General features: G+C 56.7%; 10 protein-coding genes. 1 reads left to right on the top strand and 9 read right to left on the bottom strand.

Going from position 1 to position 19,302, the window contains the following annotated elements:
- Position 1: 1 nt before the first annotated feature.
- The 7 genes from SH248x_RS17430 to SH248x_RS17400 form a co-directional block, all read right to left on the bottom strand.
- A complete protein-coding gene (locus SH248x_RS17430) occupies positions 2–2,380 on the bottom strand; it encodes a glutamine amidotransferase (RefSeq protein ID WP_459555583.1) in 2,379 nt (792 codons plus the stop codon).
- Positions 2,377–6,330 (bottom strand): coiled-coil domain-containing protein, encoded by a 3,954-nt coding sequence (locus SH248x_RS17425; RefSeq protein WP_459555582.1) that lies wholly within the window; start codon positions 6,328–6,330, stop codon positions 2,377–2,379. The genes SH248x_RS17430 and SH248x_RS17425 overlap by 4 nt, the downstream gene beginning before the upstream one ends.
- Entirely contained in the window at positions 6,327–8,432 is a 2,106-nt protein-coding gene (locus tag SH248x_RS17420) for a BatA domain-containing protein (RefSeq protein WP_459555581.1), read from the bottom strand. The genes SH248x_RS17425 and SH248x_RS17420 overlap by 4 nt, the downstream gene beginning before the upstream one ends.
- A complete protein-coding gene (locus tag SH248x_RS17415; protein ID WP_459555580.1) occupies positions 8,429–9,418 on the bottom strand; it encodes a DUF58 domain-containing protein in 990 nt (329 codons plus the stop codon). Before SH248x_RS17415 ends, SH248x_RS17420 begins: the two co-directional genes overlap by 4 nt.
- Positions 9,418–10,431, bottom strand: coding sequence for an AAA family ATPase (locus SH248x_RS17410; RefSeq protein WP_459555579.1), 1,014 nt, complete (start codon positions 10,429–10,431; stop codon positions 9,418–9,420). The genes SH248x_RS17415 and SH248x_RS17410 overlap by 1 nt, the downstream gene beginning before the upstream one ends.
- A gap of 228 nt (positions 10,432–10,659) precedes the next feature.
- Entirely contained in the window at positions 10,660–11,511 is an 852-nt protein-coding gene (locus SH248x_RS17405) for a DUF4159 domain-containing protein (RefSeq protein ID WP_459555578.1), read from the bottom strand.
- A complete protein-coding gene (locus tag SH248x_RS17400; RefSeq protein ID WP_459555577.1) occupies positions 11,508–14,147 on the bottom strand; it encodes a tetratricopeptide repeat protein in 2,640 nt (879 codons plus the stop codon). Before SH248x_RS17400 ends, SH248x_RS17405 begins: the two co-directional genes overlap by 4 nt.
- Before the next feature lie 398 nt (positions 14,148–14,545).
- Between SH248x_RS17400 and SH248x_RS17395 the strand changes: the two genes are divergently transcribed.
- The gene (locus SH248x_RS17395; protein WP_459555576.1) at positions 14,546–16,789 is read left to right on the top strand and encodes a protein kinase domain-containing protein; all 2,244 of its coding nucleotides are present in this window, start codon (positions 14,546–14,548) and stop codon (positions 16,787–16,789) included.
- A 372-nt stretch (positions 16,790–17,161) separates the two neighbouring features.
- Here SH248x_RS17395 and SH248x_RS17390 read toward each other — a convergent pair whose 3' ends face one another.
- Entirely contained in the window at positions 17,162–18,313 is a 1,152-nt protein-coding gene (locus SH248x_RS17390; protein WP_459555575.1) for a sialidase family protein, read from the bottom strand.
- 214 nt (positions 18,314–18,527) lie between these two features.
- A complete protein-coding gene (locus SH248x_RS17385; RefSeq protein ID WP_459555574.1) occupies positions 18,528–18,992 on the bottom strand; it encodes a carboxypeptidase-like regulatory domain-containing protein in 465 nt (154 codons plus the stop codon).
- Between the last annotated feature and the right edge of the window lie 310 nt (positions 18,993–19,302).

The following is a 19,302-nucleotide window of genomic DNA, read 5'->3' as shown; positions in this document are numbered from 1 at the left end:
CTCAGGCGAGTCCTTTCCAGCGTCTTAGTCCCCATTCAAACGCGAGCAGGCTGACTGCCAGCGTGAAGACGCCCCAGGTATGCCAGATCGAATGGATTTGAGGCTCCACCACCGGGATCTCGCGATCCGGCAGCGTTCGCACAAATTCTTCGAGGGCAGACAGTTTCACCACTTCGCCGCCGGTCTTCTGAGCGAGCATTTCGAGGAACTCACGATTCGGCTTCAGTGTGACGAATTCATCCCCCGCAGGTTCGGAGACCCAGCCAGTTTCACTTTGATTGATCTCACTGCCATCAGGATTTCTGGCGGTTACTGTCGCGCGATACGCACCGGGCGATCGCGGAACGTAGGTCGACGCATACTGGCCGGAAACGGCATCTTTGGCTTCGGCTGTGAGGGTCAGTTTTTCATTGCTCGGCGTCGTGATCTCGATGGTCACGTCAGCGTTGTCGAGCGGCTTGAAGTTCTCATCGTTGACCTGGACGGCGACTTCGAACGGGCGATTCGGATCATCCTGTTTACGAATGGCTTCCACCTGCACGCGTTGTGGAACGTCGCCAACGAGCCAGCGAGCCGTCTGACGCCAGGCACGTTCCAAGTCGTCATTGTCAACGCTCGCCTGATGCATCTTCCAGCGCCACAGGTCGCCGATGAGGAATGCCCCTGTGCGTCCTTTGCCGAATCGTTGCGTGACGAGGGCAGGGCGGGAGTCATCACGCGAAGTACGAACCGTCGAAAGTTCAGTTGCCCCGGGCTTGAGGGTGCCGACGGGACTGAGAGTTTTCAAACGAGGCATCTCATCGAGCCGCTGCTGTTCCTCCTGTTCGGTGGAACGGACCCGGACCCAGGGTTCCAGCTTGCCTTCGCGAGTGAGCGCGAGTGTGAACTCGCGCTGATCGGGAACCGGCTTCACTCCCGTAAGGTAGACTGGCAGAAGTTCGCCAATCGGCGTGCGGTGATACTTGCCTTCTGCGAACGACTCCATCCCGCCAAGCATCAGGAACCCGCCACCGCGTCGACTGACGAAGTCCTGTATGAGCGACATCTGCTGCTGGGTGAAGAACTCTGCTTCGATGTCATCAAGGATGATGGCGTCGTAGTCAAAGAGCTCATCGGACGACTTGGGGAAACCGCCGATGAGTTCATCTTGTTCGAGCTTGCCGACGCGCAGCAGAACAGGTTCATCGTATTGCTGGACGAGTTCTTTCTTCTCATCATCGGTGTTGGTGAAGATGCGATTGGCGCTCGAATCCTTTTCGCGGAACTGGAACTTCGGCTCGCGTTTGGCGATCCGGACTAGTCCATGAAGTTCGAGTTCATCGTCCTCGGAAAGGGCACGGTTGAGGAACTTGAATTCCCAGTTCGGACGCCCCGCAACATAGAGAATCTTATAGGGCCCGCGCCCTCTGTTGACCATGACCGTTCGACAGTTATTCAGCAGAGTTGCTTCGGTGCTGCGTGACGGATTGTCGAATAGTCCTTTCTGTGATTCTGCATACGCGCGGACCTGATAGAAGAGAACGCCGCGTTGTACCGGCTTGACCTGAAAGCGTACCGAGAAGATCTGATCATCGCGTATGCTGTTAACGGTCTTCGCTTCGAGCGAGACACCCTTCTCATCCAGGAGTTCCACAACGACCGACTGCCCGTTGAAGCCAGTCCCTTCGATCTCAGCCGTCAGCGTGACGGGGGCGGCTTCGAAATTGGTCTGGCTGGCAGTGACGCGTCGGACGCCAATATCGCTGGCGGTTTCTTCGCTGCCGAGCATGACCGGGAAGATCGGCGGGTATTTGCTCCAGTCGGTTTCTGTTTCGGAGAGATCGGTCGCGTTACCATCGGTCAACAGGAGGATGCCCGCAGTGGGGCGCTGGGCATAGCGATCCGCGACCGACGCCAACGACGTCATGATCGAAGAGGCTTCTCCCTCTGCCTTGAAGCCATCGAAGTCGGCGACCGGCGACAGCTGGCGATCAAATTCGTAACGTCTGACATCGAAATCAGTGCCGAGCTGGACCTGCCACTCGGACGTGCGATCCAGTCGCTTTTTCAGAAGATCGGCTCGACTGGCTGTTTCTCCAGGATCGGTCAGTTGCAGACTCTGCGAGCGATCCGCGAGGACCGCAAACAGGTTCGCGCCGGGGACTGGTTTGGATTCACTGTGCATCGGCTCAACGAGCGTGAGCGCGATGAGTGTAACGGCCAAGCCTTTGAGCATCGCACAAGTCACCTTCAACCAGCGCGGCGCATCGATCGCGCGATACGCCCAGATCACGAGCAGGAACACCGCGCCGCCCAGTAGGCAGGCGGGCAGGATCCAGCTCCGTGAGGCCCAGACATTCGGCCACTCCAGAAGAAACTGCTCCTGGAACCACTCCATCATTGGCTGCTCCCCAATCGTTCATAATAGCGGCGAACAGCATTCTCGTACTGTGTCGGGACAGGGTCTTTATCAATTGGCACGCGGACATCCTCGCCGGTCCGTTTGAGGAGTTCTTCCGCGACCCGGTTCTGCAGTTGAGTCAGTGGATTGGCGACGCGGTCTTTGATGATGTCCCATTGAGGCGGAGCCTGATTATTGAGCATCTCACGTCGAAGCTCACGGGCTTCCTCACGAATGCGAGCTGCTTCCGCACGCAGCTGGGGATCATCGACGATTTCTTCGACATCGCGCAGACGATCCGACCAGTTCATGAAGTCATCGCCTGAAAACGGGCTGGCCCGCTGGACGTTGCCGTTATCAAGAAACCGATCCAGACCACCACCCCCGCCGCCCGCATTACGCTGCCCACCCGGTTGACGCTGTTGACCACCGGCTTGACCGGGTTGTTGGCCCTGTTGCTGACCGCCTGGCTGTTGACCGCCAGGTTGTTGGCCGGGTTGTTGACCACCGGGCTGCTGGCCAGGCTGTTGACCAGGTTGTGGTTGCTGAGACTGACCGGGCTCTTGACCTGGCTGCTGGCCTCCCGGTTGTTGACCTGATGTCTGACCCGGCTGATCGCCTGGGCGTTGTTCTTGCTGTTGACCAGGCTGTTGTCCAGACTGCTGCCCGGGCTGTTGGCCCTGTTGCTGTCCGGGTTGTTGACCGGGCTGCTGGCCCTGCTGCGTCATCGCTTCCTGACCGGATGGCTGCTCGCCGTTCTGCTGTTCGCCTGGTTGTTGACCTGGCTGGGGCTGCTGACCATTTTGCTGGCCTTGTTGTGATTGGGCATTCTGTTGTTGGCCGGGGCGAGGTTGTTGACCTGCTTGGGAGTTGCTGTTCAAGGGGTCGGTCAGTGGGCTTTGATTGCGAAGGGGATTGGTTGGATCCTGCGGTCCCGGACGTTGTCCCGGCTGACGTCCCTCGGCTTGCGCAATCTCACGATCAAGATCGGTATTCAGGCGATCAAGTTCGCCCAGGGCACGACGCAATGTTTCCGTCTCGTCCCCAAGGACTTGATCGGCCGCCTGTTCGACACCTTCGGCCAGTCGGTTGATTCCCTGACGTGCCGTCTGTTCCTGGTCGAGGGCATCTTCGAGAAAGCCACGACGCATGAGCAGCTCGGTCGCTTCGAGCGCCTTCTGAGGATCCGCTTTGCGTGTCTCGCGGATCGAGTCATAAAGTTTTTCAGCGAGAAGTGGCTGAGTTGCTTCGGCTTGCTCGATCGTTTCTCGCATCGTGTTGGTCAGTTCTTCCAGCCGCTTCTTCTGCTCAGCGACCTGTTGTTGAGTCTCCTGCCGCTCGTTCGATTCACGCAGAGAGTTCGCCTCTTCGCTGCCACCCTCGTTGAGGTTTTTTAATTGCTCTCCAATTTTCTCTTCCTGCTGCTTGAGCTCCTGTGCCTGCTGACGCATCTCGCGCATCTGTTCTTCAAACTGCCCTGACGTCTGGCGCTGGAACTCTTCCTTCAGGTCGTTGAGTTCGTTCTGCGCCCGTGTCCCTTCATTGGCGGCCTGCGTCACCATGCGTTCCTGCAGAGCCTCTGCGGATTGACGCACGTTTTCACGAGCTTCCTGAAGCTGCTGACTCTGCTCAGCCATCCGCTCCTGATTTTCAGGCTGTTCCATGCGCTCCTGAAGCTCTTCGGTATCACGCAGAATCTCTTCCTGCTCTTCACGCAGACGCTTCAACTGACGCTCCGCTTCGGCTCGCTCTTCTTCGGTCTGAGCGGCTTCGAGAGCTCCTTGCAGTTCTTTGATCCGCTCGTTGAGATCACTCTGACGTTGAGCCAGTTCTCGCAGACGATTGAGAACCTGACGGTCCTCGCGCGACTGCTGCTCCTGCTCGGTCTGCGCCTGCTGCTCCTGAGCGTATCGGTTGCTGTCTTCTTTCAGCTTCAGTTGTTGAAGCTGTTGCTGCATCCGTTGGCTTTGCTGTTGCTGGCTTTGTTGCTGCTGCTGGGACTGGCTTTGCACAACTTCGTGCTCGCGAGCCCGCAGGCGGAGAAGTGCCTGATAAGCTGCTTGTTCATGCCCCAACGCAGATTGCAACTCTGGAGCTTTCTGGCTGCTGGCTGCAGACTCTAGAGACGTAACCGCTTTTCGCATCTCCTGTTTGACAGTGTCGACATGAGACAGCGACTGCTGGTCTTGAATGTTCTCGGCGAGTTCATCGACTTGCGCCATCGCAGCCTTCTGTGACTCAACAATGAGCCGTACATCGTTTTCAAATTCCGACGACATCTTCTCGCGCGTCTCTCGACGAATGATCTTCCACGTCGCATTGATGATCTGCTTTTGCAGCTCTGCAAGTTGCTGTGCCTGCTGGGCGTTCTGGCTGCCTTGTTGTTGCTGTTGCTGCTGTTGTTCCCCTTCGGCTGGTTGCTGCCCTTGACGGAAGATCTCTTCGAACGGACGAACTTCGGCGAAGAACATGTCGCTGGCGGTCCGTCGGATTTCTCCCGCCGGGCCGATGTCTTCGGCCCAGAAATACCATGAAAGGAGTTGATCGGGTTCTGCATTCAGATCTTCAAAGGCAAGCAGGTGCTGAGCCTGGATGCGTTCTTTCGCGGGAAAGCGATCGCCCAGAGAAATATCCTTCTCGACTTTTCCGGGAATCGAATAGTTGATGCCGACTCGCTGAATTCCAAAGTCATCCCAAGCGGAAGCAGCCAGATCGACCTCTTCAATTGGTGAGACCTCAATATCCTTCGTCGGCTGCGCCAGCTTGATGTCTGGCGGGCGATTCGTGACGACGTTGATGACGAGTTTGGTCGGGAATTTGTTCGCACGACCGGCATCGTCGGTCAGATGCAGCATGAGCTCACGAGACCGCTCGAGCTTGAAACTCGTCGTGTACGTCAGCGGATCAGCAGCGTCGACTTCAAGATCGATGACCGCTTCACTGTCACCGAGTTGCTCTTTGAACTGAACCGTCGTCAGAGGCTTATTGACTCGACACAGCAGTGTCAGATCGGTTCCTTCCACCGCAGAGATCCGTCGCACATCCTGCAGGAACTTTTCTTCCTGCTTGGTATAGCCGGGGAAAGCGAGCTTCGCATCGGTCTGCAGCAGGCTGGGGTAGTCAAAGACGTTGATCTGGAAATCGCGAGTTGTCTGATCGCCGAAGCTGACTTTGTATTTGAGTGAATCAGTCACCGTCGCGATGCGACCCCCAAACAGCGGGTCATCCAGTGACTGAGCCATCGAGACTTTCTGTTCCTGACCATCTGCTCCTGTATAGATCAGCGTCGATTCAGGAGGAAGCTTGCTGGCAAACCGCGCGAGGACCAGCAGGCTGCTGCCACGCTCGACATCCGCATCCCCCGGCTCGATGCTGGCGTCGTACTGAGCCCCATCGAGAACGACATCGTTGAAGGCGAGATTGGAAATGAGTCCTGGCTTTAACTGGCTATTCAGTGAGTTCAGAAACACGGACGCCACGCAAAACAGAATCATCCCGAACACCGCTGACATCCGCGCCAGCCCCATCTGTGATCCAGAGACAATCCGAGTCCAGTCATGCGTTTCGGAATGTTTGATAGCCTTCTCGACAACGACGTGCTGAAGATAACGAAGCTTGCCAGTAGATTCCTCTGGTTGTTGTTCGACCGCCGTCAACAGTGTCGCGTTGAGCTGAGGAAAATAAGCCTCGATGCGCTCGGCCAGTCGTCGCTGATTTCGAGCCGACTGTCGACTCCCGATGAGAATGAAAAGAGAGCTGATGATCGCTGCTAAAAATGCGAATGCTGCTCCGCCAGGAATGACGCGCCCCGTCGTCTGCGTCGTCGCAAAGAGCAAACCAACAACGGCCGCGGTGACGATCCAGACGACACCCAATCCCGTCCAGAAACGAAACGAACGTACCCGCTTTGCGGCACGTTCGAGCGGTTGTTGAAGTTCGCGATCAATCATGCGAAATCTCCTGTGACTGGGATTGGCTGTCGTGAACGTCTCGCTGCCAGCCAGGTTTCAACGCCAAGCAGAACCAGCACGGCGACGATCAGCCACTTCCAGATTTTCTGTCGGCTTTCGAGTTCGGTATCACGCAGCTGACGCATCCGCTCCAGCTCTTCAGCCTGAGTCGGAGCAGCGCCGGTCGCGATGTCAAATTGTTCGAGACGCTCGATCCCCAGAGGTTCGGTGTCGCTCTCGGCATCGGCGAGATTGACCGCGAACGGGTACGGCTGGCCGTTGTCGACAAGCGTGTAGACGCCGGGCTCGGTTGTCTGGGTGAACACTTTTGCTTCAGGCGTCAGCGTGACCTGTGTCCCCGCAGGAGTCCGGATGAACCGGTCCCCCTTCGGCTCGGGCAACGTCACCGGCTGATTGACGACATACGACTGAGCCGCGAGACGTCCTCCCGCAGCCAGCTCCAGCCAGCGAGTCAGCAGCGGCACAAATTTCGTCGAGAGCGCCAACTGACTGTCACTTCGCTGCCAGCCGGAACTCATGGCATACAAGGTCCCCTTGCCGCGGGGAGTTGACCAGAGGGCGGGTGTCTGGTCTTCAAAGCGTGCTATTATGCTGGCGTTTTCGACCTCGTCGATGTTGACCGGACGGTGCTTCCAGAAACGGATGCGGGTGAAGTCGTTGTAACGGGCTCCCGCGAATGGCACGAACAACGGATGGCGGAAATCAATCTGCCCCAGCATGGCATAGTCGCTGGAAGAAGACTTCTCGCTGGCATCACCATCCAGTTTCAGGTTCCCCAGCCAAGGCCCGAGTTGACTGACGAGTTCCTCTGTCTTCAAAACAACGAGTGCGTGACCACCCCGAATTAGATACTGGTCGACAGCCTTCTGCTGCGCTTCACTGATCTTGTCTGTGATCACCACAAACCGGGGAACGTCGTCGAACTCCCAGTTGGGAACCTGGTTGGCTGCGATCGTCGTGACTTCCACTTTCCTCGCAGGCGTCTCATCGAATGCCCGGCTGAGATAAAAACGCATCTGCTCCGGGTCTTCATCGAGATCACTCCCAAAGTACGCGATCCTGATTTTCTCCTGCAGCGGCGGGACAACATAGAACACGTTGTCAAAGTGCATGTCAGCCCCATCGCCGGATAGCAAAAGGCGATCGGGCTTCTGGCCATTCACATCATAAGGGACCGGCAGGACCAAGCTTTCCCCCGGCGGCACATAAAAAGCCACTGGCCTCGAACAATCCTGAATGCCATTGCTCCAGACGACATGAAACTGTTCGGTCGTCGAGCCAGAGGTATTGCGAACGCGAACGCGCGGAGACGGCGTTTCCTCCGCCTCGTCAATTGGCGTTTCGACCAGACGGACGCGGGCATTGTTGTCCTTCTCGGGCACAACCGTCTTCACATCCAGACGGACGGTCTTGGGCCACTCGGTGGTCTGCAGTGCTTCGAGTTTTGAACCTGATTGCAGGTCGCTGATGAGAACAATCTGCAGGGTGGCATGGGTCTGACGCATGTCATCGACTGCTTCGATGCGTTCTGCAACGCCAAGCATCGCGGTCCCTAAGTCGCTGGCTGCCCACGTCGGCTTGATGTCATCCATGGCATTGCGGGCGAGTTCACGACGTTGATCACGGTCAAGACCTTCCGTATTCTCGGGAGCGATGATCGTCTCCAGTCGCTCATCAAACGCGAACAGTGAAACCTCATCCGTCGGGCCGAGGTCATGAATGACCGACTTCGCCTGCGCGATGGCTTTGTCCCACAGATCGCCACGCTTCATGCTGGCACTGCGATCCAACAGAATCGCGATGTGTCGCTGCGGAGCATCATCGAGCGAGAGATCTGCCTGGGCCCGCAGGTAAGGCCGCATGAACGCGACCGCCAGCAGTAAGATCGCCAATGACCGCAACAACAGCAGCAGCCACTGATCGATGTGGCTTCGCTTGGTCATCCGAGGCGGCGATGGCTGCAGGAACATCAGCGAGCTGAACTCGTAATGACTCTGCGGCGTACGTCGGATCATGTGGAAGATGATCGGAGCCGCAATCGCCAGTCCACCGAGTAAAAACGCTCCGTAGAGGAAACTCATCCCTGTCCCCCTCGCGGCGCGCGTTGCTTGATCGTCGGTCGACCTCGCTTCATCCGGTCCGTCAACAGATCAAAGAGGATCAAATCCAGTGAACGATCGGTCGCGATCTGATGCAGATCGATGCCGAGGTTGTCGCAAATCTTTTTCAACCCCGCAGCATGTTCGCGAAACTTCATCAGGTAATTCTCGCGAGCGGAAGCCGGGTCGATATACAGGTTGCGTCCCGATTCAACATCCTGAAACATCGCGGGCTGGTCGAAGCGGAAATCGATCTCGCGCGGATCGAGAACCCGCAGCAAAACAACTTCATGGCCACGCGCCCGCAGGTAGCCCAGGTTCTTCTCCAGCGTCTCAATCGGAGTCAGCAGATCCGAGATCAGCACCACGATCCCGCGCTTGGCGACCGTGCCGGCGATCTGTTCGAGCGGCTTGGAAAGATCGGTCGATTTGCCAGCGGGAGCCCGCTCGAGGCTCATCATCAAGCGGTGAATGTGACCCGCGCGAAAGCGAGCAGGAATTAGATCCACGATCTTGTCATCAAACGTCAGCAGGCCGACGGCGTCTCGCTGCAGCGAGAGAAAGTACGCGATCGTCGCGGCGGCTGTCTTGGCATACTCGGCTTTGCTGTAACCTATCGTGCCATAGTTCATTGACTTGCTGAGGTCGACGAGCAGGTGACACCGCAGGTTCGTCTCATCTTCGAAGCATTTGATGAAGTAACGATCCGAACGCGCGAACAGTTTCCAGTCGAGGAACCGAGTATCGTCGCCGACGGAGTATTGTCGGTATTCGGTGAACTCGACTGAAAAACCATGATACGGCGAGCGGTGCATCCCGGTGATGAACCCTTCGACAATCGTGCGGGCTCGCAGTTCGAGGTTCTTGATCCGCATCAATGACGGCGGGTCGATGAACGAAGACCGCGACCGGCCTCCTCGCGCAGAGGAGCTGTCTGCAGTCGTCGCTGGTGTGGTCCCTTGACTCATCAGGCCCCCGGCACTGGTACGGTTTTGACGAGGCGATCAATGACTTTCTCGACAGTAATACCCTCTGCTTCCGCGCGATACCCGACGAGAATCCGGTGACGCAGCGTCACGTGAGCGAGCGCCTTGATGTCTTCCGCGATCACATGCGGCCGACCACTCAGCAGGGCACGCGCCTTGGCCCCCAGGACGAGATACTGAGCCGCCCGTAGACCTGCTCCCCAGGTGACCCAGTCATTGATAAAGTCAGGCGTCGAGGCACGGCCGGGACGAGAACAGTCGGCCAGACGGACCGCATAGCGAACCAGATTTTCTGCAATCGGGACACGCCGGACGACTTCGTGAAAACGGAGTACGTCTTCCCCGTTGAACAGCGGCTTGATCGGCTCGCTCTTACGAGACGTCGTCTGACTCACAACCGCGACTTCATCGTCCTCGGGCAGGTAATCAATCCAGATGTTGAACATGAAGCGGTCAAGCTGTGCTTCGGGCAGAGGATACGTTCCCTCCATCTCGATCGGGTTTTGCGTCGCGAGCACGAAGAACGGCTCTTCCAATGGATAACGAACACCAGCCGCCGTCACCTGATGCTCCTGCATCGCTTCGAGGAGAGCCGCCTGGGTCTTGGGGGGAGTCCGGTTGATTTCGTCCGCAAGGATGACGTTCGCGAAGATCGGCCCTTTGACGAACTGCAGCTTGCGTTTGCCTTCGGGCGTTTCTTCCAGAATCTCGGTCCCGGTGATATCTGCGGGCATCAGGTCAGGGGTGAACTGGATGCGGCGGAAATCGAGATCAAAGATCTTCGAGATCGAATTGACCAGCAGCGTCTTCGCCAGCCCGGGAGCACCCGTAATTAGACAGTGACCACCCGCAAACAGGCACAACAGCAACTGCTCAATCACTTCCTGCTGCCCGATGACAGACTTGGAAAGCTCCTTGAGAATCTGCTCACGCCCCACTCGAATCTGCTCCACCGCCTGCTGCTCCGCGGCATACGCGTCGGTCTGTGTACTCACGATGAATCAACTTTCTGGCTGAGAGAATTTAGATTGCTGACCGGTGGCACAGACATTCTTGTCTGTGTGTTTTGTCTAGCCACAGAGTTCACAGAGGCCTCAGAGTAAGAATGAATTTAGAGAAGTCCTCTGCCTTCACTCTCTGTGATCTCTGTGATCTCTGTGATCTCTGTGATCTCTGTGATCTCTGTGATCTCTGTGATCTCTGTGATCTCTGTGGCTAATCTCTTAGTGCGTCATCGCATAGGTCACGATGTTGATTCCCAGGGGATACGCGAAACGTTCGGAATACTCTTTGAAATAATTGGGATCGACCCCTTCTTCTTCCCAACCGTCGCCCAGGTCGGTGTTGTGACAGATGATCGCCATCATGCGACCTTTGTCGTCGAAGATGCCGCGGTAATGGGCTTCATTGGCGTCGTACCGCTCGGTCCCGCGACCGCTCATGAAATGCCCGATGCTCGGGATCATCGGCTTTTCCGCAAGGTCGTACACGATGTGGAAGATCTCATGCTCAAGAGGCAGCTCCTGCGGCTCGCGATCCGGGAAGACGCGTTTGATGTTCTGATAGAAGGTGTACCATTCATCCTCGCCCCAGAAGTCGTCGACCATGAGAAACCCACCATTGAGCAGGTAACGACGCAGTCCTTCGACCTCTTCGTCGGTCAACGCCATCTGGCCGGGCTCGATGAGATACAGAAACGGGAAGTCAGAAATATTCTCATCGGTCAGTTCTACGATGACGCTCTCCGGATGAACTTCCATGGAAGTCAATTCACGCAGGCGGTGAGGCAGGTTCAGGTCGCTTTCCGGAAAGTCGACCAGCCACTTATCACTTCGACCCCAGCAGGTGTATTTCACGCGGGCAAAACGAAACGCTTCATGCTGGAACCGCTCATCGATCTCCCAGTCATTGCGGGCACCCGTTTGAGTGATGTTGTATCGTCCTCCGCCAAACCCTCGCCCGCCGCCGCCACGAAATCCGCGCTGCGGCTGGAACTGTGCCCAGAGAGCGCCAGCAATCAGGATGACCGCAGTCGTCGCCATGAAAATCTTGATCGGTCGTCGCGTCCACATCATTCAATGACTTCCGGAAGGGCGGGAGGATCAGGCGTGTTTGGTCGTGATTGTTGTTCAGCTGAGGGAGAAGTCGCAGGTGGTTCGAGAATGGTAAGGAGGAGTTCATGAGCCGCCTGATAGCGGGGCGCTTCCTCCAGCGCCATCAGGGCATGTTTCCTGGCTTCGTCGCGTCGTCCGGCCTGTTCCATCAGGCGAGCCGTGCGGAAGTGAATATCCGCAGGATCATACGGGTCCATGATCGACAGCGTCCGCAAACCGCTGATCGCCGCATCGCGGTCACCGGTCTTCTCCCCGGCCGCTGCCAGGATGCGATAAGGCTCGGGGATCAGCGGATTGACCGCCAGGATTCGCTGGGCGTTGAGGATTGCTCCCTGCCAGTCGTTCCGCTCGGTGTGCAGTTCAGCCAGTCGTCGGTACGTATCGACAGCGTCCGCGTTCAAAGACGCCATCTTTTCTAACAGCGCCAGCTCCTCATCGGTTTCGCCCAATTCGCGGGAAACTTTCGCTTTCATCAAAAGGGGACTGTCTCCCTCCGCGTACTCAGGAACCAGCTGCAGCAGTTTCTCAATCGGCTCCTTCGCCGCTTCCCACTTCTTTTCCTGAATGAGAGACATCGCATACTGCTGCAGGCCTGTGAAGCTATTGGGGTGGTCGGTCAACCAGGCTTTGAGAGCCGCTGACTCGCGTCGCTTTGGTAGCTTTTCGATGTCCGTGAACTCCGCCCCCTTGGCAAAGTTGTTCGCCAGATCCCGAATAGACTTCTCAAACCCCGCATCGACTTTCTCCAGCGGAGCGGCATGGCGAGCGATGGCATCATTGATCTTCAGGCCTTTGCCAAGGTCATCAAGAATCGCCAGCAGGGCATCATGGCCGTATTCGTTGACGATGTATTCCACCACCATCGACGATTCGTAATACGCAAACATCAGGTGCTCGCCACTGGGCGGCTGCATGAAGGCACCACTCAGCTTGCTGACGGGTGTCAAATCTTCGCCGAGGATCATCGCGCGATAGGCGGGCGAGATGGACTGTCCCCATGATTTGTTCTTGAGACGTTCCTCGTAGACCGAAATCCCTTCGCTCAACCAGCGAGGCATTTTGTTGCGAGTCTTCGTCAACGTGATGACGTGACAGAATTCATGCCACAGGACGGCTTCCCAGTTGGAAGGGGTACTTCCCTGCGAGGCGGGAGAATTCATCGTGATCACGTTGCCAAAGCAAACCCCCAGAAACCCCGCCCCTCCTGGCAAACCGAACGTTCGGATCGCAAAGTCCTGCTGTTTGGGAAAGATCTCGACAGCGACCGTCTCAGGGAGTTCGACTTGATATTTCTCGGTCAGAACCTTCCGGGCATCCCGCAGAACTTCCAGGACCCGAGGCCCATAAATCTCGGCTTCTTTGGCATCCATCCGCACGAGGAAGCCGTCGCTCTTAAGCGTGCGGAACTTCTGCATATGGTCACGCAGCGTTGTCAGGTTGTGAGCAACGACGTTGTAATTATCTGCTTCAAAAACTTCTTCCGCGAGTTTCCAGCCCTGCTCTTCATCACCCAGACGGAGCAGGTCGTTGGAGAGTTCCATCTTGGCGGGCAGGAAAGTCGGATCGAATGCCAGGGCTCGTTTCTGTGCTTCCGCAGCTTCAGCAAAGCGATACTTTTGTGCGAGGAATTTCCCGATGAGGTAATCGACGTGCGGATTGTCTTTCCAGTTGGCAAGTGCCTTCTCGCGGGCGTCCATCTCTTTCTTTTCGTCACTGTCCAGATGAGCGACGACAGAACGGATCGCCCATGCGTTGGGTTCCGACGGGTTGACTTCGAGAACCTTGGCCAGCACCTCTTCGGTCACATCATACCGCTCCGCCGCGAGGTGATTCTCCGCGACGAGCAACAGGCTCGGGACATGTCGAGGATTGATCTTGAGGGCCTGATTGACGTACTCTTCGGCTTTCTTCGGATCACTCGATTCAAACGATCGGGCCAGCCCATAAAGAACGCGCGGATTCTCTTCATCGAGTTTGAGCGCTTTCTGAAAATCTTCCGCAGCGAGCGCATAGTCGTTCTTCGCCAGCGCGAGTTCCGCTGCAGTAATGAACGAGCTGGGGAAATTCGGCGACTGAGTCTGGACCTGTTTGAAAATGTCGACCCGGACCTGCTTGGCATCGGCTCCCAGTTCCAGGAAGAACTGCCCCACGATCACCATGTTCTCCGCATCGCGATAACGCCAGTTGGCACGCTCGATGTTGGACGCCATCTCAGCGAGAATTTCTTTTGCCTTCGGCGACTCGCCGTTATAGCGACGGACCTCTCGTTCCAGCCAGAGAACGCGGATGCTGAATGGATAGGTCGTCTTGGCTTCTTCGATCGAGGCGAGGGCATCCTTGTAACGACCCAGTGCCAGTTCGCTTTCGATCTTGAAGATCCGCCAGTCTTCCGGGAGAGAGCCGTTTTCAATCTGCTTTTTTGCCGCGTCGATGCATTTGGCGTATTCGCCTGTGCGGAAGAATGTCTTGGCTTCGGTGAGTGATTGAGCGAAACAAACAGACGGCAAGAGCAGGAGCGAGGATGCAAGGAGAACCAGGAAGATCGATTTGGCAGGCCCAGGCTGCTGCACGTGTTTCATCTTACGCAGACTACTCAATGCGAACTCCTCATCCATTTTTTTTCAGGCGAACAAGTCATTGTAGCGCAGTCGTTTCGTGAAAAACAAGAAGTTCTCCAAAACGGTTGCGCAGGACGTCCTGTGAGATTGAACACCGCAGCCGGATGTTCGACTTTTCCGAACAGGAAAAATCTTCCGCGTTGTGCAGGTTTTTGATCAGCATTATTAGACGCTCTGTTTGAAATCTTGAGCGTAAATCGCCGGTTACCTGATCGCGAAAGTGTGGTAGACTTGTCGTATCCAGATCGCGTGGCCAACTGCAAGCAACGCGGACGCCAACTCAAGGAGGAGCCGGTCTGGAAGGTGGCGGGCCACGCGCCATGCCGGGCAATGTCTTTGCCTGGATATTTTTGCCTTCACGGAGGATGTGATTTTCAATGCCTCACGCCAACACGTTTTCTTCCGCGACGGACCAATCGTCCTTGCGCTCTGACGACGACATCCTGCTGGATCTGCTGAAAGCCTACGAGAAGGCTTTCGAAACCACGCGCGAGCCTGACCTTAAGGCACTCTGCCGCGATTACCCGCATCTGTTTGAGAAACTGCGCGACAGTATCCTGCGACGCGACGTCGGCAGCTTCTATGTCGATGAGACCGTCCATGTGTCCCCGGTCACTCCTGCCAGCTTTCATGGCGGGATTTCGGCGGTTTCGCAGACGTCGCGCTACGTCGATCTCGATAAACCCAAAGCCGGGGCGATGGGCATCGTCTACACGGCTCAGGACCCAGAGTTCGGCCGCGAGATCGCGGTCAAAGTGATGCAGCCGACGCTGGTGGGCAATCCCCTTGCGCTGCGTCAGTTCCGTGACGAAGCCTGCATCACCGCCCTGCTCGACCATCCGGGTGTCGTGCCGATTCTGGGGATGGGCAAGGTCGCGGGGACCGAGCAGCCTTTCTACAGCATGCGTCTGCTGAGAGGATCGAGCTTCAAAGATGCGATTGAAGATCTGTATCGAACGGGGTCTGAGTCGGTCTTTCGACAGGAAGCAAAGTTCGTGCAGTTTCGGCGTCTGCTCTCGGCGTTCATCTCGATCTGCAAGACGATCGACTATGCCCACCAGCGCGCCGTCATTCACTGCGATCTGAAACCCGCCAACATCCACATCGGCCGACACGGCGAAGCGATCGTTCTCGACTGGGGCCTGGCGCGTAAGTACAGCCGACAGCAGCATCATGTGCAGTCGCCTGAGGTGAGCGTGCTGCTGCCGACGGCTGATGATCAGTCGTCATCGGTCTCGGGAGGAACGCCGATTTTCATGAGTCCAGAGCAGGCGGGGGGCAATACGCAGCTGGGGCCGTCGTCGGATATCTATGGGCTCGGTGCGATCCTGTTTGTCCTGATCACGGGCGATTACCCGGTGCAAAAGGATCTGCCGGGAAGTGTTGTGCTAGAGAATGTCCGCAATCACAAATTGCGCCTGGCGAAGGAACTCAACCCCGCTGTCCCCGTCGACCTGGAAGCGATCTGCAGCAAGGCGATGAGCTTCTCGCCAGCTGAGCGTTATCCGACCGCGATGGGACTTGCTGAAGATCTCGAACGCTATCTCGATGACCTGCCCGTGCAGGCGCGGGAGTATTCGTGGCGAGAGAAGTGGCAGCGCCAGATGAAGCAGTATGCTGCGATGGTCGTCCTCGGGGCGGGGTCGTTATTGATACTACTGGTGATGGCTTCGATCGGCCTGTTCGCGTTGAGGCAATCCTCTGCCTCGGAACACCAGGCGAAGCTGAGGGCGCAGCAGGCGCTCCTCGATTCCACACAGATGACCGCCGAGATGACGTCGCGATTGATCTCGAAGTTGACGGAAGAACGTGTCCGCGCGGCGACGCTATTTGGTAAAGATCCCGAGATCGTGCAGTGGTTGACGACGATCAATCAGCCTGATCCTTCCCCGGAAGACCGGCAGAAAATTCAGGACTTTCTGTATCAGTTGAAAAATCGCGATCGAATCTTCAGCGATCAGGACTCCTGGAGTTTCTATGACGCGCAGGGGATTCAAGTCGCGAGGGTGCCTGAGAGCAAAACCATCGGCTTGAGCATGGCTCACCGTGACTACTTCACGGGCTACGGACGCGAACTCGAACGTGGCGGGAACCCGGACCTTAAGCACATCAATCAGACGTATCAGTCGATCGTCTTCCGGAGTTACGCAGACAACACCTTCAAGACGATGATCTCGGCGCCGGTCTTCGGGCCGGGGCTGCCGGGACAGAAGCCGTTTCTGGGGGTGGTTGGAATCGCGGTCAGTTTGAAGGATTTGATTGCTGAGTGTAAGAGTGCAGCCAATGGGTCGCAGGAGTTTCTGATCATCGACTTCCGCCCGTCGCGCATCGAAGAACTGACGGTTGAAGGAACGATTCTCTATCACTCCGCCACAGTCGCATCTCACAGCACACAGGAACTTTCCGCTGCGGATTTTCTGCGACCACAGGAGCTGGAGCGACTCAAGAAACTCGTCGCGCAGTCGCGTTCGGGCGGTCGTCGAGGTGGCGAGGTTTATCTCGTCGAAGATTTCTATGACCCCGCGACACAGAAGACGGCCGATGTGGCCTTCTCGCCGATCTCGACGTCGAATCATGGACGGGAGATGGACTGGGGGATTGTGGTTTACTCGGCTGAGTAGGGACGCATCGTGAATTCATTCCCCTCGCGATCAACGATTCCGGGAAGGCGAACTTTCGTGCGACCCGCTTGTTTGAATTGATTTCCCGTCCTGAAGGGACGATATCTGTCAGCCCAAGGTGAAACCCTGGGGCAGAAATCCATTGATAGATCGCCACCCTGTAAGGGTGGGTCAACTCGTTATGCAATGTGAGCCGTCCCTTCAGGACGGGAGAGATTTATTGTCATTGCTAACCCAGGGTTTCACCCTGGGCTGACTGAAAACGGCCCTTCAGGCCTGAGAGGAAGATGTGAAAATCGACATCGAGTCGTCATCGATGCGTGCAACGCGGGACAGCGGCTCGGACGGAGCCTCGTCCTCCCGTTGTGATGCTCAATCCTTGATGGAGGACGTTGTCACCGTGAAGAGCGTAATTGTCTCATAAGGGTTCTTCTCACCGACTTCTGCTAAGCAGGCGAGGTTGGAGTTGGCGAGGACGGCGAGCGAGGAATAGGCCGAGGGGCCTTCGTAAAGCGGAATGGTTCCGTTCCATGATTGACCATCATTCGGGCTGGTGACGAGGGTCAGGTTCACGCGCTTGGATTCATGGCGTGGGGCTGCGAAGACGATGAGTCCGGGGTTGACGGTCGTGGGCCAGCTGACGCGGAGGAGGCTGGCCTGGCAGACAGGGGAGACGAGGGCCGGGGCGTCTTTGATTACGCTCCAGGTTTGCCCGCCATCCTTGCTGATGGATTGTGCGCGACAGCCTTTGCCACGGTAGGAGCGCATGTCGAGAATGAGGCTGGAGTCGTTGCCGATTTCGACGACCTGGCATTCGTTCATGCCGGGGGCGAGCGGTTCGCTGATGTTCCATGTATCGCCATGGTCATCGCTGTAGATGACGTGGGAGCCGAATTCCCAGCCTCGTTTGTTGGTGTCTTTGGGGACGTCGTAGGCGTGATCACACGGAATGACTAAACGTCCTTTATGCGGGCCATGTTCGATCTGAATGCCAACGCCGGGGCCGGTGGCGTACCAGGTCCAATCGGGGCGTTTGGTTTGTGAGGTGATGTCGACCGGTTTGGACCAGGTCTTGCCGTGGTCATCGCTGAAGGACCGCCAGACGGTTCTGCTGGATTCTGCGGTGCGGGCGATGATCTTCGATTCGGAGTCTTTGCCGAGGTTGAAGGTCATCAGGAGGAGAATGCGTCCCGTCGTGCGATCGAGGACGGGGCAGGGGTTGCCGCAGGTGTTGTCGGCGTCTTTCCAGATGACCTGCTGCGGCGACCAGGTCTGGCCGTTGTCACTGGAGGACTTCATGAGGAGATCGATGGCTCCCGCGTCCCCTTGACCGCCGCGACGACCTTCGCAGAAGGCGAGGAGTGTGCCGTCGGCTGCGGTGATTAACGAGGGGATGCGGTAGGTGTGATAGCCGTCGGTTTGGGATTTCCAGAGGACTTGCTTTTGGATGTCGTCAGCGAGAGATGTTGCGGGAATAAGGATGGCGATGATGGCCAGAAGCAGCAGTGGGGTGAGCGTTCGCATGAGTGAGTCCTGCGTGGAATGGTGAGTGGGTGTGAATTCACCATAACCAGGCAGGCTTGGAATGCAAAGAGAGAAGTGACATGAGCGATGTATGACGCGCGAGAGAGAGGCTCAGACGTAGTTTCGCCCTGACGGATGAAGACATGCCGTGGACACTCTTCTGATCGCATGAACTCCGTCTTACGTCCTGTGTCGGAATCGGCGAAAGGGGATGTTACTTCTTGTGCTTTTTCGGGTCCTTTGCGGTCAGTTCAATGGTGAGCTGATTCTTCCCCGGTGCGACGGAGACGGTGCAGTTCCCGGGCTGACGATAAAAAGCCGGGACTTGCGGTTTTGGCGCTGGCTTTCCGGGAGGCTGGGAGTTATCGATCGTCACGCCGAACTCACCGGGCGGGAAGCCTTTGTTACGGCCAACGTAATAAAGCTCGAACTCACCTTTTTCATTTGTACCTCCGCTGGCAGGACGGCCGCCAGCAAGAGGAGTAAAGATGACAGCAGCGCGGGGTATGGGGACTCCATCGAGCAAGACCACTCCGGAGACGTAGGCGAGTTCAGGACCTCCATTCCCACAACCGGAGATAAAAAACACAAAAATGAGGAAAACAATTATTCGTGACGAATGTTGAATAGTGAGTTGCGGGTTAATTGAGAAGTTGATGGAAGATGATGGAGTTTGCATGGCGAGAGGTTCCTGGAATAAGGAATGAAATGATCTCGACAACCAGGCGGCGCATCGAAATGGCGAGTACGAAATACCAAGTACAAAATACCAATGGGGGGACATCTCTGGTGCACCTCAGAGAGAGGGAACATCAAGACGGGCTTTGCATAGGACAAAGAAAAACGCAACGAGGCATGCAGATGTCCGAAACGCGGAGAATCGCGGCGGGCATCCAGGATGCCCGCCGCGTCTGCGTCTTTTCGAAAAGTAGAATGTCCGCGCGAGACAGTGAGACAGAGCGTCTTAAATGGACAGTGAAATCGGATGC

It is taken from the genome of Lacunimicrobium album (genome assembly GCF_052161635.1).
Lineage (GTDB): Bacteria > Planctomycetota > Planctomycetia > Planctomycetales > Planctomycetaceae > SXPC01.
The sequence above is the reverse complement of the archived record's forward strand: the minus strand, read 5'-3'. Positions and strand labels throughout refer to the sequence as shown.